16 protein-coding genes and 1 pseudogene are annotated in these 12876 nt (G+C 65.3%); 5 read left to right on the top strand and 12 right to left on the bottom strand.

The window, feature by feature from the left end; all coding sequences use genetic code 11:
• Positions 1-6 precede the first annotated feature (6 nt).
• Together QZH52_RS29155 and QZH52_RS29150 are read right to left on the bottom strand one after the other, a co-directional pair.
• Positions 7-267 (bottom strand): hypothetical protein, encoded by a 261-nt coding sequence (locus tag QZH52_RS29155; protein WP_301814381.1) that lies wholly within the window; start codon positions 265-267, stop codon positions 7-9.
• Positions 227-664 carry a hypothetical protein gene (locus QZH52_RS29150; RefSeq protein WP_301814380.1) on the bottom strand — a complete coding sequence of 146 codons (438 nt, stop codon included), beginning with the start codon at positions 662-664 and terminating at the stop codon, positions 227-229. Before QZH52_RS29150 ends, QZH52_RS29155 begins: the two co-directional genes overlap by 41 nt.
• A gap of 267 nt (positions 665-931) precedes the next feature.
• Between QZH52_RS29150 and QZH52_RS29145 the strand changes: the two genes are divergently transcribed.
• Positions 932-1213: an HU family DNA-binding protein gene (locus QZH52_RS29145; RefSeq protein WP_495574036.1), complete on the top strand. Its 282-nt coding sequence runs from the start codon at positions 932-934 to the stop codon at positions 1211-1213.
• 160 nt (positions 1214-1373) lie between these two features.
• On the opposite strand, the gene QZH52_RS29140 is transcribed toward QZH52_RS29145, so the two are convergent.
• The 4 genes from QZH52_RS29140 to QZH52_RS29125 form a co-directional block, all read right to left on the bottom strand.
• Positions 1374-2015, bottom strand: coding sequence for a hypothetical protein (locus tag QZH52_RS29140; protein WP_301814379.1), 642 nt, complete (start codon positions 2013-2015; stop codon positions 1374-1376).
• A 240-nt stretch (positions 2016-2255) separates the two neighbouring features.
• Positions 2256-3203 (bottom strand): GNAT family N-acetyltransferase, encoded by a 948-nt coding sequence (locus QZH52_RS29135; protein ID WP_301814377.1) that lies wholly within the window; start codon positions 3201-3203, stop codon positions 2256-2258.
• A gap of 7 nt (positions 3204-3210) precedes the next feature.
• Positions 3211-5607, bottom strand: a complete 2397-nt coding sequence (locus QZH52_RS29130; protein ID WP_301814376.1) for an ATP-dependent DNA helicase — start codon at positions 5605-5607, stop codon at positions 3211-3213.
• 674 nt (positions 5608-6281) lie between these two features.
• Positions 6282-6545: a hypothetical protein gene (locus QZH52_RS29125; RefSeq protein ID WP_301814374.1), complete on the bottom strand. Its 264-nt coding sequence runs from the start codon at positions 6543-6545 to the stop codon at positions 6282-6284.
• Positions 6546-6631: 86 nt separating this feature from the next.
• On the opposite strand from QZH52_RS29125, the gene QZH52_RS29120 reads away from it, so the two are divergent.
• A complete protein-coding gene (locus QZH52_RS29120) occupies positions 6632-7069 on the top strand; it encodes a hypothetical protein (RefSeq protein WP_301814373.1) in 438 nt (145 codons plus the stop codon).
• An 8-nt stretch (positions 7070-7077) separates the two neighbouring features.
• On the top strand, positions 7078-7410 hold the full coding sequence (locus QZH52_RS29115) for a hypothetical protein (RefSeq protein ID WP_301814372.1): 333 nt from the start codon (positions 7078-7080) through the stop codon (positions 7408-7410).
• On the opposite strand, the gene QZH52_RS29110 is transcribed toward QZH52_RS29115, so the two are convergent.
• Complete coding sequence (locus QZH52_RS29110; protein ID WP_301814370.1) at positions 7358-7687, bottom strand: hypothetical protein; 330 nt, start codon at positions 7685-7687, stop codon at positions 7358-7360. The genes QZH52_RS29115 and QZH52_RS29110 overlap by 53 nt on opposite strands.
• 1 nt (position 7688) lies before the next feature.
• Entirely contained in the window at positions 7689-8117 is a 429-nt protein-coding gene (locus QZH52_RS29105) for a hypothetical protein (protein WP_301814368.1), read from the bottom strand.
• A gap of 223 nt (positions 8118-8340) precedes the next feature.
• Here QZH52_RS29105 and QZH52_RS29100 point away from each other — a divergent pair, with 223 nt between their 5' ends.
• Entirely contained in the window at positions 8341-8517 is a 177-nt protein-coding gene (locus tag QZH52_RS29100; RefSeq protein ID WP_301814367.1) for a hypothetical protein, read from the top strand.
• Positions 8518-9287: 770 nt separating this feature from the next.
• Here QZH52_RS29100 and xseB read toward each other — a convergent pair.
• From xseB to QZH52_RS29085, 3 genes and pseudogenes are all read right to left on the bottom strand, one after another.
• Positions 9288-9506 (bottom strand): exodeoxyribonuclease VII small subunit, encoded by a 219-nt coding sequence (xseB, locus tag QZH52_RS29095; protein WP_301814366.1) that lies wholly within the window; start codon positions 9504-9506, stop codon positions 9288-9290.
• An 11-nt stretch (positions 9507-9517) separates the two neighbouring features.
• Positions 9518-10423: an exodeoxyribonuclease VII large subunit gene (locus tag QZH52_RS29090; protein WP_301814470.1), complete on the bottom strand. Its 906-nt coding sequence runs from the start codon at positions 10421-10423 to the stop codon at positions 9518-9520.
• A gap of 343 nt (positions 10424-10766) precedes the next feature.
• Positions 10767-11237: pseudogene (locus tag QZH52_RS29085) on the bottom strand (exodeoxyribonuclease VII large subunit); the annotation flags it as partial.
• 172 nt (positions 11238-11409) lie between these two features.
• Here QZH52_RS29085 and QZH52_RS29080 point away from each other — a divergent pair.
• Positions 11410-11868 carry an HAD domain-containing protein gene (locus QZH52_RS29080; RefSeq protein WP_301814364.1) on the top strand — a complete coding sequence of 153 codons (459 nt, stop codon included), beginning with the start codon at positions 11410-11412 and terminating at the stop codon, positions 11866-11868.
• 406 nt (positions 11869-12274) lie between these two features.
• Here QZH52_RS29080 and QZH52_RS29075 read toward each other — a convergent pair whose 3' ends face one another.
• Positions 12275-12625, bottom strand: coding sequence for a hypothetical protein (locus QZH52_RS29075; RefSeq protein WP_301814362.1), 351 nt, complete (start codon positions 12623-12625; stop codon positions 12275-12277).
• Positions 12626-12876 lie beyond the last annotated feature (251 nt).

The following is a 12876-nucleotide window of genomic DNA, read 5'->3' as shown; positions in this document are numbered from 1 at the left end:
TCACCTTCAGCGCGTCACTTGTGAGTAGACCGCCTGGTGATGGACGATGTCGGAGGTGGCCAGCACGCGACCGGCGAAGTTCTTTCCGTCGAAGATCCATCGCGCGCCGTCGCTCTCGATGAAGTCGTGGATTGGACGGTTCGAGAGGGTGCCGATTCGCGGGCCGGCGCGGCGCGTGCGCAGATCGGCAAACACGGTCGCCGCGGAGCGCAGCCGCTCGTTCGTGTCAGCCACGATGCTGTCCTTCGCGGCGCTGTTCGGATTCATCCGCGGCCGCCACTGCTTCCTGCTCCAGTTCGGGTGCGTGGACCGTGATGCCGGCGGCGCGGGCCGCGGCAATGATGGGCTCGATTCCAGCCAGGGCGATCTCGTGAAGAGCCTTGTTCTTCTCGAAGGCGGTCTCGCCCTCGGGCACGAGCGAATGCTCGACGGGATCGAACTCTCCCTCGAACGCGAGGTCCAGCGCCGTCACACCGATCGCCGCTGCTTCCTGCAGGTCCGTCAGCATCGAGTGCTGGCGCAGGAGCACGCGCGCGCCATCGGACTCGCCGTCGGCGTAGGGAAGCGAGCCATCTTCGCGGGCGGCGAAGCCTTCGTCGATCGAGGCCTCGTGTGTGGCGATCAACTGGCGCAGGGAATCGAGGGAGGTGGTGGTCATTTGCATGGGCGGATTCTTTCTTGCGTACCAGTCTACTGACGCGGATCGTATTTGCGCTAGGGCAGAGGCGAGAATCAGTTCACTTTTGGGCGCGCAAGAGGAACGTGTGGAGCAAAAAAGTTCTCTTTCGCGCGCATGGTCGGCGCCGCAGGTCTTACAGGGTCATCGGCCACAATGGAGGGCCTGGCCGGACAGGCTGCGTGCCAGCAGCGCTTCCGCGCATCGACGCGCCGCCCGCCGGCCCCAACTTTCCACGCCTCAGAGGGACCTCAAATGAACAAAGCCGAACTCGTCGCCGCCATCGCTGCCGACACCAACCTCTCGAAGGCCGACGCCGCCCGCGCGCTCGATTCCACGCTCGAGCAAGTGGCCAGTGCGCTGACCAAAGGTGACACCGTGCAGTTGCTCGGCTTCGGCAACTTCTCGATCTCCGATCGCGCCGAACGCGCGGGCCGCAATCCTTCGACCGGCGAGGCCATCACGATCAAGGCGACCAAGGCAGTGAAGTTCACCGCGGGCAAGGCATTGAAGGATGCTGTGAACGCAGCGAAATGATGCGTCGGGTGATTCCCAGGCCGCGCCCCCAACCGTTGGGCGACCAGCGGCTGGTGACAGGTGAGTACAGATCCCGGTCCGGTTACTTGGTACGAGACGGCGAGATCGCAGTTCGCTGAGCACTCAGCGAGAGCGACTAGCTGCCACGCCGAATTGAAGCTCAGGAGAAGGCCCCAATGAGGCGGCCCGAGCCGCCGTTAGTCATCGCACCAAGGTCGCTCGTTAGGCGGTAGATGTCACGCCGGTAGCTATCTGCCAACTCGCCGGCGGCGTTTGCCTGTTCACGGCCCGCGCCGAACTGTGACGCAGCATCAAGCCGAAAAGCGGCGGAGGTTTCATCGAAGTGCCACGGCGCATTCGATACCTTATCGAAAAGCGAGCCTACCGACTCCACTACTCGCACTTGGATATCAACTGCATGCGGGCTGTTTGCGCAGAGTGGGTGGGCGAGGTGGCGGATATGCGCACATTCGCCGGAAAAACTGCGGGCGTGATTCGCTTCAAGCCACGGCCAGTAGCCCACCCAGCCTGAGTGATTCCTATAGAGGACTAGCTGGAACAGGCATCTGGTCGTCCTGTCGATGAACGTCGATACGCGGTGAGCTTGCTCTGACGTGAGCAATCCACGATTTACTCCGCCAGGCTGCAAAACGGCAAGCCTAGATCGTCGTTCGGCCTCCTGCTGCAATCCCTGTAGGTAGGGCACGGAATATCTGCCGGGATCCTTGTCAATCAAGTCTGCACAGTTCGCGCATAGATGCACGCCGTTATCGGCGGCTTTCAGTTGCTCTGGCTCATACAACTCATCGCCTCTTGGGCCCGCAGATGAAGCTGCGCGGATGTGCGCGCCTCTCCCGTAGCCAACGCGTTTGCCTAGAGCAGGATCGAAGTAGGACGTTACCTGCCCGCATCGCGCGCAGGCGTGAGCCGCCGCCTCTGCGAGTTCCCGGATCGTTCGCTTTGAAAAGTCCCCTGTTCGCCCCAATTTCGCCTCGTTGTGAAGTTTTTTAACAGGCGAATCCTACGCCCTGCGAACGCGCCGTCATTGTCGTTGGCGCTGCTCCAGAGACGAATCCGGGGCGTCGTCACGAGGTGCACTGTCAAGCCATCCGAGCAGGCCCAGGCTTGAACCGGCTTCGCCGACGATCCCGATGCGCGCAGCAGCCATCGAGCCCGGGTCGTAGCCGGGAAGGCGATCCACCGTGTGCTCCAGACCTCTGGCAAGGAAGTCGACCACGGAGTCTCGGAAGCCAACGTACGCCACCTGGCGTCCCTCCTCCGGCACGCAGAAGCACGCCTCTGGGCATGCGGGTACACCCAGTGACCGGGCCACGGCCAGGGACGCGGCGTTTGTAGCGCGCGCCTGGATGTTCACGAACGTTGGGAGGGGCTCGCCGGCGAGCACCTGGTGGGCCACGCATTCCGCCACCGCGCAGTAGGCGAGCAAGCGGCTCAGGCCGGCGCCGCGATGGCTTGCCCCGACGCCGTAGCTGACGTTGACGCCGCGGGCACCGTCGCTCGATCTGATCGTGCCGGCCCAGCTGGAGGCCACGATCCGGGGGTCTGCTATTGCCGAGAGGGCGTTCATGCGGAGCATGGCGCCGTCGTAGCGCCATCCCACGCTTGCCATGACCGTCGCGATGTTGGGGCCGATCAGGTCGTCGTAGGCTGCGCGGCTCGCACCGCGCTCTTGGTGCGCGAACGGGATGTCGAGCGTGGCGTATCGGGAGAGCCTCACGCCCGCGCCGGTCACGCGGTCGACCAGAGGCGCTGCCTCAGGCTCCAGGCGCTCGCACACGAGCGTCTCCGTGTCCATGTCGAAGCTGAGCTGAAGCCGCACCCCGTCCTGGTTGACGACGTCGACGAACCGGTCGCGCGCAATCAGCGAGGCGAGCTGAGCCTCAGGGAGGCTCGCGCCGAGGACCTCGAAGTCGCTCGGGTCGGCCGGATCGGAGACCGTCCGGACCTGGATCGGGGTATGTGCGGTCATGATCTGCTCAGCCCTTGGGCCGATCCTCTTCCGCGCCGGCGTCGTCGATGTTGCTCAGCGTCTCCGCCAGCTTCTCGTTGACACGCTCCACCAGGGTCGTGTTCCGTGCCGGCAGCTTCGTTGCGGCGATCTTGCGCAGCTCGGCGTCGTCGCCGTAGATCCAGAGGCCTTCCCGCGCGCGGCTGGCTCCCGTCAGGAACATGTTTGCGTTCATGAAGGAAGCCTGGCCGGGCGTCATGACGAGCATCACGTCCTTGTATTCGCTGCCCTGGGCCATGTGCACCGTTGCGGCGTAGCTGTGCTGGAGTTCCTTGAGCGAATCGCCCGGGAACTGGATGAAGCGGCCGTCGTCGAGCTTGATGACCACGTACTGCGGTCCGCGATGCTTCGGATCGCTGTGGGGCTGGAAGCGGGTGATCGTTCCGGTGTCGCCGTTGACCACCCGGATGTCCATGCCTTCCTCGTCCTCGCCGAGCGACATGTTGTCGCGGATGACGATCCGGTCGTTCACGTGCAGGGAGGCGGTGCCGGGGATCTTGATGGCGTGCGGATTCAGCAGATCGCGTAGACGCGCGTTCGCATAGTCGGTGCACCAGGTCGGCTCGTCTGCCGCGCCGTTGCGACGCGACATCAGCAGCACCACGTTCTCGATGCCGTTGGCCTGCGCGCGCTCGACGTACTTGCCGGCTACGGTCTCGAAGTAGCTTTCGGCCGACGGCAGTGTGTGGGAGAACGTGACACCTGGGCCGTCCTCGCAGGCGAGGGAGTACTGGCGGATCTGGTTCACGGTCTCCAGGATCGCTCCCGAGTTGCGCTTCGTGGCGGTCAGGTGGTGGTGATCCACGCCCGGCAGGCGAATGATGTCGCTGAGCACGCGGCCGGCACCGATGGAAGGCAGCTGGCCGGCCAGGCCCTCGACCCCGGGGTCGCCCAGAATGATCAGGTGCGCGTCCGGCCGCAAGGCAGCGGTAGCCGCTTCGAAGAGTGAGAGCGTCGGCATCGTGCCTTCGTCCACCACGAGGATCTGGCAACCGAGAGGGCTGTTGCGGTTGATCATGAAGCCGCCCTCGGGGCTGCCCTTCAGTAGCGAGTGCAGGGTGGAAGCCGAGTAGCCATTGCGATCGACGCGCGCGGACAGGACCTTGGCGGCCTTGCCGGTCGGAGCGGCGAACGCCCAGTCCTTGTGGGACATCATGGCGCTGAAGACTTCCATGATGGCGGTCTTGCCGCAGCCCGGGCCGGCCGTCACGACGTGCAGCCGCGATTCGCTGGTGGCGATGCCGTAGAGGGCCTTCATCTGGTCCTCGTCGAGCTCGTAGCCGAGCAGGCGCTGGCTCACCTCGATGGCCTTGGTGCGGAACTGCTCGTAGGTGCGCTTGCGCAGCAGGGGCTTGGCCGTCACCAGCATGCTGTGCAGGTCTTCGGCCAGGCGGACCTCGGCCTCGAAGAGCTTGGCCGGGTAGATCCGGCGATTGCCGGTCTCGTCTTCTTCAATGCGCAGGTCACCGCTTTCGGTGGCGTACTCGATCAGCGTCTCCAGCGAGATCATCGGCTCGGTCTTGGCCAGGCGGTTGCGCAGCTGGGGCTCGCCCACAAAGACGTGCCCAGCCGAGTCGCATTCCTCCATCACGAGGAAGGAAGCGAGGGCGGTCAGGCGCACCGGCGCGTCGCGGGGGATGTTCATGGCCTTGCCAATCGCATCGGCGCTGCGGAAGCCGTAGCCCGGGATCGTGCGCATGGGGCTGTACGGGTCCTTCGCGAGCAGGGCCGCGGCGACCTCGGTGATTGGGCGGGTTTCGTCCTTGAGCGCCTTCGCCTGCGAGAACAGTGTCATGGCGAGGAGCTTCATCGCGGCCGCCTTCAGCTCGCGCAGCGCGCCGAACTTCGTGGCGAGCATGCGTTCGATGTAGGGGATCTCGGGCGAATCGGCGAGCGTGGCCGGATTCTCCGAATCGGCGGGCGGGGCGTTTTTGTCCCCGAAGCTGGTCTTCCGGTTGGAGACCGACTCGAAGGTGACGGCCCAGGGCTCGTTGACGAGCTTCAGGCGCAGCGCCTCCAGGCCCTTGTCGCCGCCTTCGTCCTTGACCTTGGTGAGGTACTTCTCGGCGAGCTTCTTGCCGATGCCGGTGAAGTTCGCGGCGATGAAGCGCGCCATGGACGGGACGTCGGGCTGGATGTGTGGCTCGAAGCTGACGACATCGAGCTGCACGCCGTGGCTCGGGTGAACCTTCATGCGACCGGTGAGGGCGTACTCGAGCCCCTCCTTCAGGTGCGCGACGGCGGAGCCAGTGATCTTCAGGGACTCGCGCTCCTGGGTGTCCATCGAGCCGACGGCCCAGTCGCCGTAGATCGCGACGCTCTTGACGATGCCCACATGGGTCTCGTCGGGCGAAGGCTTGGTCATGCCGCCGAAGCCCAGCGGAAGCGCGGACTCGCCGGCGGCCGCCTTGAATCCGAAGCCGAACCCCTTCGGGACCGGGGCGGCGGGCGGAGGCGGGGTCAGGTCATCCAGCTCTTCCTGAGCAGCGGCTGGCGCGGGCGCTGGGGCGGGGGTCGGAGCGGTCGGGGCTGGCGCCGCGGACGGTGCGAGGGCTTCCGGGGCGGGAGCGGGCGCGACGGGGGCGGCAGCGGGCACGGCCAACGCGCGGCCGAACGAAAGAGGACGGAACCGGAAAGGGGCCGCGGCAGCGGGGGCAGCGGCGAGCGCAGGGGCGGCAGCGGGACCTTGGGCAGCGGCCGGGGCTGTTGGTGCCGCAGCCGCGCCGGGGAAGCGCAGGCCCAGCGGGCGGACCGCAGACGCTGGAGCCGTAGCTGGCGCTGGAGCCGGGGCGCGGGCTGAAGCGGGTGCTGGAGCTGCAACCGGGGCCAGAGCGGGAGAGGCGGCGCGCGTGAGCCGACGGAACGATGCGAAGCGCAGAACGGCGGGGGCCAGGGCTGCTGCCCGGGCCTGTGCGGTTTCTGCGTCGGTGGACACGCTTGCTGACGTCATCGCCATGGTTATGGGGCTCCAAAACAAATGCTTGATTGCTTCGTAGCATAGGTATATTGCGGTCTAAGTAGTGCAATCTTTTTAACGCTTCATTCCGTACACGCTTCCATGGCACATATACAGCCTTCGCCATCTCCGAGGAGGACGTCGAGCACGTCCTGAACAAGTTCGCGGTTCGAGTCGCGAACAGTGAGGGCCGCACGTTCGCCGAGATGGCTGACGCGTTGTGGAGCGAACTCGACCATGGCGCGATCGAGAGCGCGGCGCTCCACGGGATGGAGACGGATGATCAGATCCGGTACGCCCACGCCGAAATCGCCGCGCGAGGGGGCCCCGCGCCTGGTGGCCTTCAAGGTGCTGGGGAACGAAAGATTGCTTCGGTTCGAGCTGGGTTCAGTTCGAGATCGATGACCAGTACCTGGCCCGCCTGAATGAGGTGGTGAATGTGCTGCGCCAGGCTGGTGCGGAGAAGGCCGTGGCCGGACTCGACATGGTCGAGGTCAATCTGAACTTCAACGCCCGGTGGCGTGGTCGGCAGGGTGGATTCTTCGACGAGACAGCACAGACCGATATTTGCTCGGCAGTCCTCAATGTGGCTGCGATCCCGAGCGGGACCGAATGCCCGTTGATCATGCTTTCGGCGCGCGGCAGCCTGAGGCACGGCGATTCACGGGTCGAGACCGCTCCCCTTGAGCTGGCGGAGCTACAGGCCCTGCACGAATTTCGTCCGGCCGGGGAAATCCTGGTCTTCGAGAACCGGTGCCTTGGCAACGACACGCCAGCGGGCGCCGAGTTCCTCCGCGAGATTCGCGAGGCTGACGAAGCCGAGCAGGAAGCCCTCCAACCCGCTGATCGCGGCAAAGCCATGGCCGGCTGAGGAAACCAATGACCAACCCCTCCCCAGAACCCAAAGACCCGCGCATCGAGCGCATCCTCAACGCTGCGGAGCAGCACGGGCAGAGCAGCGAGCCCGATCCCGAGGTCGGAGATCTGCAGGACGTCCTTCGCGCGGCCTGGTCGCTCATGTCGTCCGAGCAGCGGGACCACCTCATGGCGGCGGCCGAGACCGTGAACGTGCTGCAGGCCGGCGATGACTACATCGAGGTGGCCGAGCTCCGCGGCTGCCTTCTGGGTGCCGAGGGGCTGCACCGTGTGGTGATCGAAGTCACGCGCGACGGCGGAGATACAGGTCATGGACGCCATCGGCGCGCTCGATGAGCTCGACGTAGTAGTGGCGGTCCGCGCTGTCGTTCCCGACCACCTGGTAGATGGTTTCGCGTCCGAGCAGGCTCATCAGGTCCGGCGTCGCGTCGATATCGCCGAAAGCGCCCTGACGCCACTTTCCGTTGTTGGGCAGGCTCAGCCACATCTGCGATTTCGTGCGCGCGGCTCCGGTCTTTGCAGGAGACGGGTAGACCCGTTCAAGGAGGTCCGCAACCTGCGAATCCGAGAGGATGGGGCGGCGCCGGAAGAAGTCACGATCGATTGATGTCATGTCAGCCTCGGGGCGCGTGCACGGCGCCGTCGTCTTGTTCGTCGGAGGGTTGATCGGGGAGGTGAGTGGGATCACCGTGCTGGTGGATTGCGTCGGCGATCGTGTCCCAGTCGGCCGTAGCCGGGTCGATGCCGGCGATCGCGAGCTTGGGAGCGGCGTGGCTGCGCACGATCGCCCAAGGTACATAGGGGGGCGGCCCGAGATCGTCTCGACCCACCTGGAGCATTGCGCCATCGCGCTTGAGAACCGCGAAGCTGCTCAGGTCACCTTCGCTCCAACGATCGACGATTTCGACCAGTTCCTGAGCCGGCCGAGCATGGGTGGCCTTGAGCGTCGCAAAGCAGTCCAGGCGCGGCCTCCAGTTCGAATCGACCAGCCAACTCGACCGGATGGCGTCCCAGAAGGAAGGGTTCGCAGCCAACAATTGCACGACGCGAGTCGTGAGCGGGTCGGGAGCCTCGTGGCGCCGAATGGTCGAGTTTGCGACATCGCGTAAAATTATAACCGCGATAGTAGTTAGATGCGAACCGCAAACGTGCAATATTCTGGCGTGTGAGTTTCACGCAATAACGGGAAAGTGAACAACATGACAAGCAGCGGCGCGAAGGCGCTGTGGCTCCTTGCAGGAACAGGCGTCGGGTCTGGCGCAGGCCGTGAACGTCCTCGACCATGGAAGCGAAGATGCGCTCAGCCGGAAGCCGGTGGTTGCATCGGCCCGGGCCGTCGTCCAGCCGAAGGCAGCAGCGCTGCAGGCACGCCGAATCGAGCCGACTGGCGCGTCGAAGCAGGTGGCGACGGCGGGTGGCGAGGGCGATTGGACGGAGTTCTGATGGCGCGGCGGCCGAATCGGTCGCGGGAGCCGGAGTGATGCCGCGGTCGCCCAACCCAGATCCCCTCTGTCCTCGGTGCAATCCCGACAGCACGGCCGACGTCCTGTGCAGGTTCCACGACCGAGACTTGTCGCTCGAGGGCTATGAATTCGTAGTCGTGATGATCGTCGTGACCGTCATCATTGGCATGGCGCTGTCGGCCCGATAGGCCCGGCCGCGTCATGCCTCGTTAGGGGCCTGCTGAACGTCCGAAATCGCAGGCTCCGTCCACGTGCTTCCGCCCGCGGGCTACACCAGGTTGTCCAGCGCTTCCTCTGCAACTTCTAGCTCTTCGCCCCTATAGCTAGCGGAGACGTACATCAAATCGACAGCGTGCAGTTGATGGCTTCGTGCTCGCAAGGCCTGTTGCAAGCCCATCCAGGCGTCAAGAGGCGGCCCGATGTTCGGCGGTCCGTTCATCGGTGATGGTGAGGCGACCGTGGGTGCTTCGACGGCCACGCCTGGAGGTTTGGCGCTGCGTCCTGCGTGCATCTCTACCTGGAGGCAGCCACAGCTTCTGGTGACCCCTCGCCTGAGGTGAGTCGCTGGCACGCTGGGGGCGGTGTTGCCGCAGTCGCACACACAGCTGTAGCGATGGCGCGGTCCGTCCTCCACCAGCGCCTCGACGATGAGGCGTCCGAAGCGCGAGCCGGGCGAGATGGGCGTGAGCTGGCGTGTCACTTAGGAAGCGGCGGTGGCGTTGACGAACGTTACGTGAGCCCGTCTGGCGCTCAACCCACCGTGCCAGTGCCCTCGACGCCTGCGCCTTCGAGCGCAGCTTTCAGGGCTTCCTCCACCGCGTCGATCCGCTTCGTGCACACCTTGTAGGCGGCCACGGATTCGGTCACGATCTTCAGCAGATCGTCGATGTTGGGCTCCTTCTGCTCGCGCAAGGTCTCTGCGTGCTTCTGGAGCACGTCGTACGCGGCGCGAAAGGTCTGCTGTTCCATGTCGTTGTCCTTCACTTCTGCTTGCCGGTACGCGCACCCATGGTGCCGTCTCGGAACTGGATTTCAATGGGCTGGTCTGGCGCGGCCTGCGTCAGGCTGGTGATGGGCTTGCCCGTTTCGTCGCGAACGATGGCGAACCCTCGGTTCAAGGTCTTCTCCGGGCCTTGACCGGTGATCTCGCGCATCAGCGCCTCCGAGTTCGCGCGGGCGCGGCTCAGCGTTGCCGTTGCGCGCTCACCCATGATCGCGAACTGCGTGTCCGCCTGGCGCCGTGCAGAGCGGGCGCCGGCACTGGCCCGGTCAAGCACGGTGTTGAGCGAGACACGGGAGGTGCTGCGGGCGTCCGCCAGGCCAGCGGTCGCGCGGGCCTGAACCTCGGCCATGTGCATTGGCACGAGCTGGCGCGCGGTGGCCAGCTGGACCGCGGCGTCCTGGCGCACCTGGGTCATCAATCGCAAACTGTCTCGGCTGGCCTGGTGCACATCCCGCATGGCCGCCATCCCGATGGCGTTCATCGCGTCCCGACTCTTCTGGCGTACCCGCGCCACGCTGGCTGTTGCGTCCGCCGCCACCTGGCCGTGGGCTCGTTCCACGGCAGTGCGCATCTCGCGCGCCGCGCGCGCCGCCGTGCTCATGATCGCCTCGGAGGCTGCCTTTGCCTCGCGGGCCCGCCGGGCGATGAGCTTCTCGATCGCGCCGATCACCTTGCTGGGGGTGTCGAACTTGGAGAAGGCGACCTCGTCAAGGATCGTTCTGTCGCGCTCGTGCCCGATGCCCGTGAGGACTGGCAGGCGCTGGTCGCAGATGAAGCGCGCGAGGTCGTAGTCGTTCAGCCACGCCAGGTCGTTCACCGCGCCGCCGCCGCGGATGATGACGATCGCATCGGGCAAGTCGTCGGCGGCCGCGCATTCGTCCAGCGCCGCGGTGAGCGCCGCGACGATCTCGCGCGCCGCACCTACCTTCGCCCTGGAAGCGGCTGTGCACGAAGGTGAAGCGGCAGATGTCGAACTGAGCCAGCCGGTCGGACTCTTTGCGGAAGTCGCCCAGGCCGGCCGCCTCGTGCGGCGCCACGACCAGGACCGAGGTGAAGTCCCACGGGGGTGGCACCTTCTTGTTCTGCTCGAAGACGCCCTCGCGCTGCAGGCGCGCCCGGATCTCCTTCTTGCGGGCTTCCAGGTCGCCCAGCGTGTATTCCGAGTCGATGGCGTCGATTTCGAGGCTGAAGCCGTACTGGGCCTTGAAGCTTGGCTTGGCTCGCACGAGCAGCTTGATCCCGGCGCCGATCGTTGCGCCGGTGGCGCGCTCGAACTCGGGAAGGATCTTGCCTGCGACGTTCGCCCAGATCAGGGCGTGCGCTTTCGCGAGCACCTGGCCGGCCTTGTCCCGCTCCGACAGCTCGAGGTAGACGTGGCCGTTGCCGAGCTTCACGTTCACGACTTCGACCATCGTCCAGACGCCGCTCTTGAAGGCCTGGGCGATGGCGGTGGCCACGCCGCCGAGCAGGCGCGACAGGGGGATGCCCTTCGCTGGCGCTGCGAGCTCGGCGCCGGCGGGTGCGGCGACCTCGCGCGAGGCGAACAGGTCCGGCGCGCTGGTCGCCGGGGTTGATCGTGCCGGCACCGCGGGCGCGCCCGTGGTGCTCGGTAGCTGATCCCATTTTGCGAAGGCCGACAGGTCGATGTCCGCACGGACCCACCAACGTCGGCTCTCGGGGTCATAGCGCGCGCCCATCGCCTTCGCGGCGTCTTTTTCCTTGAAGGGAACGGTGAGGTAGTGGCGTTCTTCCATCTGGCGATTTTCAAGCATTCCGCAGGGGACTTCGCCGCGAACCAAAGAATGCGGCCGGTTTTTCGCAACTTGCCCTAGCGCGAGCCGACTTGGTGTGGGTAGGATGGTGCGAACCATGATCTGCTTCCTCGACTTCGACGGCGTGCTGCACCCTCAGGCGCTAGACGCGCCAATCCCTGCCGAGAAGGAGTTCTGCCATCTCGGGGCCTTGGAAGCCTTGCTGCGTGAGTTCCCTCAGGTCCTCGTGGTGATCAGCTCGTCGTGGCGCGAAACGGTCGAGATGCCTGTCCTGGTCGCCCTGTTCTCCGAGGACATCCAGCCGCGCATCATCGGCGCGACGCCGACGGCAGGCCCGGATCCCTACGGCAAGGGGCATGTCTCGCGCGAGGATGAGATTCGCGCCTGGTTGACCGCGAATGGCGGGCTCGATCAACTGTGGGTGGCTTTGGACGACCTGGAGCACCAGTTCGTCCGGCACTGCGATCGCTTGGTGGCGTGCGACCGCGGGACGGGACTCGATGAGCGGTCCTTCGCCGAGCTGCGCCAGCACTTCGAGCGCGCGGCCGCGCTCTGATCGGCCCGGTCCTTACACTTCAGGCACCAATGATCTTCCCGACACCTCTTCTGGGCACTCGCCCCGCGCTGGTCGCGTGCCTCTTGATGGCGCTCGCGCCCGCCTGGGTCTTCGCGCAATCTGCTCCCGCGCCGCGCACCTCCGACGACGTCCTTCGCGAATTCCGAGCGTCGGTCGAGAAGCTTGCTTCGCCTCCGGCGACAAGGGGCGCAGCACCGGCAAAGCCGCGGTTCCTCATCGTGGTCGAAGGAACGTCCGGAATCGGCTAACCCGGTGGCTGGCCCGCTCCTTCCGGCGTGTCGTGGGTTGGGTTCCCGCGGCCGCTTTCACGAAGCGGTCAGTCGACGTGAGCGGACGCAAGGAGCCAGCGGCCGCGCAGGCAACGTGATTGCAGGGTGACGGCAGGTCAGGCGTCAGCCTGAGGGTACAGTTCGTTGACGATCTTCTTGAGCTGAACCAACGAGCCTTTGGCTTTGCCATAGGCGGCGTTGAACTCGACGAAGGCTTCGTGACGCTTGACGCGCTGTATCTTGCCGGAGCCCTCCAGCACCCAGAACTGAAAGTAACTCGTGTCTTCTTCAGGTGTCTTGCCTGCTGCAAGGACGGGATGCGCGCTGCTGGAGTGATGGGCGAAAGCGTTACGCAGCGCTATCACTCGATGGAGCGCGTTCTTCTCAAGATCAAATTTCATCTCGTGGGCAATAGCCATGACGACCTTGATCTTTGCCCCCAAAGGCATCACGGAGGTGTCCAGCACGACACTCCACATAAACTCCCATGCGTCTTTGCGAGGCCTGCAGTAGCCAACGATGACCTGGTTAATGATGTTCTCGATTAGAGCGGCTCGATCAATGACAACGACTACGTCAGGGCTGGGTGGCTCTGGAGGCGAAGCCTCAGGATCGTGCGTGGGAGTTTCGGACAACATTCTCTCCAGTTGTGATTTTGTGGCGATGGCTGAGCGGCTGCGTCTCGCCGACTGCGGATGTCTGTGACCCTCTACGTGGT

The sequence above is a fragment of the Variovorax ginsengisoli genome (assembly GCF_030486595.1).
GTDB lineage: Bacteria > Pseudomonadota > Gammaproteobacteria > Burkholderiales > Burkholderiaceae_C > Variovorax > Variovorax ginsengisoli_B.
The sequence above is the reverse complement of the archived record's forward strand: the minus strand, read 5'-3'. Positions and strand labels throughout refer to the sequence as shown.

Excerpts from the sequence above, each read along its gene's own strand:
- QZH52_RS29155 (WP_301814381.1), bottom strand. The coding sequence starts at position 267 with ATGAATCCGAACAGCGCCGCGAAGGACAGCATCGTGGCTGACACGAAC.
- QZH52_RS29150 (WP_301814380.1), bottom strand. The coding sequence starts at position 664 with ATGCAAATGACCACCACCTCCCTCGATTCCCTGCGCCAGTTGATCGCC.
- QZH52_RS29145 (WP_495574036.1), top strand. The coding sequence starts at position 932 with ATGAACAAAGCCGAACTCGTCGCCGCCATCGCTGCCGACACCAACCTC.
- QZH52_RS29135 (WP_301814377.1), bottom strand. The coding sequence starts at position 3,203 with ATGACCGCACATACCCCGATCCAGGTCCGGACGGTCTCCGATCCGGCC.
- QZH52_RS29130 (WP_301814376.1), bottom strand. The coding sequence starts at position 5,607 with ATGACCAAGCCTTCGCCCGACGAGACCCATGTGGGCATCGTCAAGAGC.
- QZH52_RS29115 (WP_301814372.1), top strand. The coding sequence starts at position 7,078 with ATGACCAACCCCTCCCCAGAACCCAAAGACCCGCGCATCGAGCGCATC.
- QZH52_RS29110 (WP_301814370.1), bottom strand. The coding sequence starts at position 7,687 with ATGACATCAATCGATCGTGACTTCTTCCGGCGCCGCCCCATCCTCTCG.
- xseB (WP_301814366.1), bottom strand. The coding sequence starts at position 9,506 with ATGGAACAGCAGACCTTTCGCGCCGCGTACGACGTGCTCCAGAAGCAC.
- QZH52_RS29080 (WP_301814364.1), top strand. The coding sequence starts at position 11,410 with ATGATCTGCTTCCTCGACTTCGACGGCGTGCTGCACCCTCAGGCGCTA.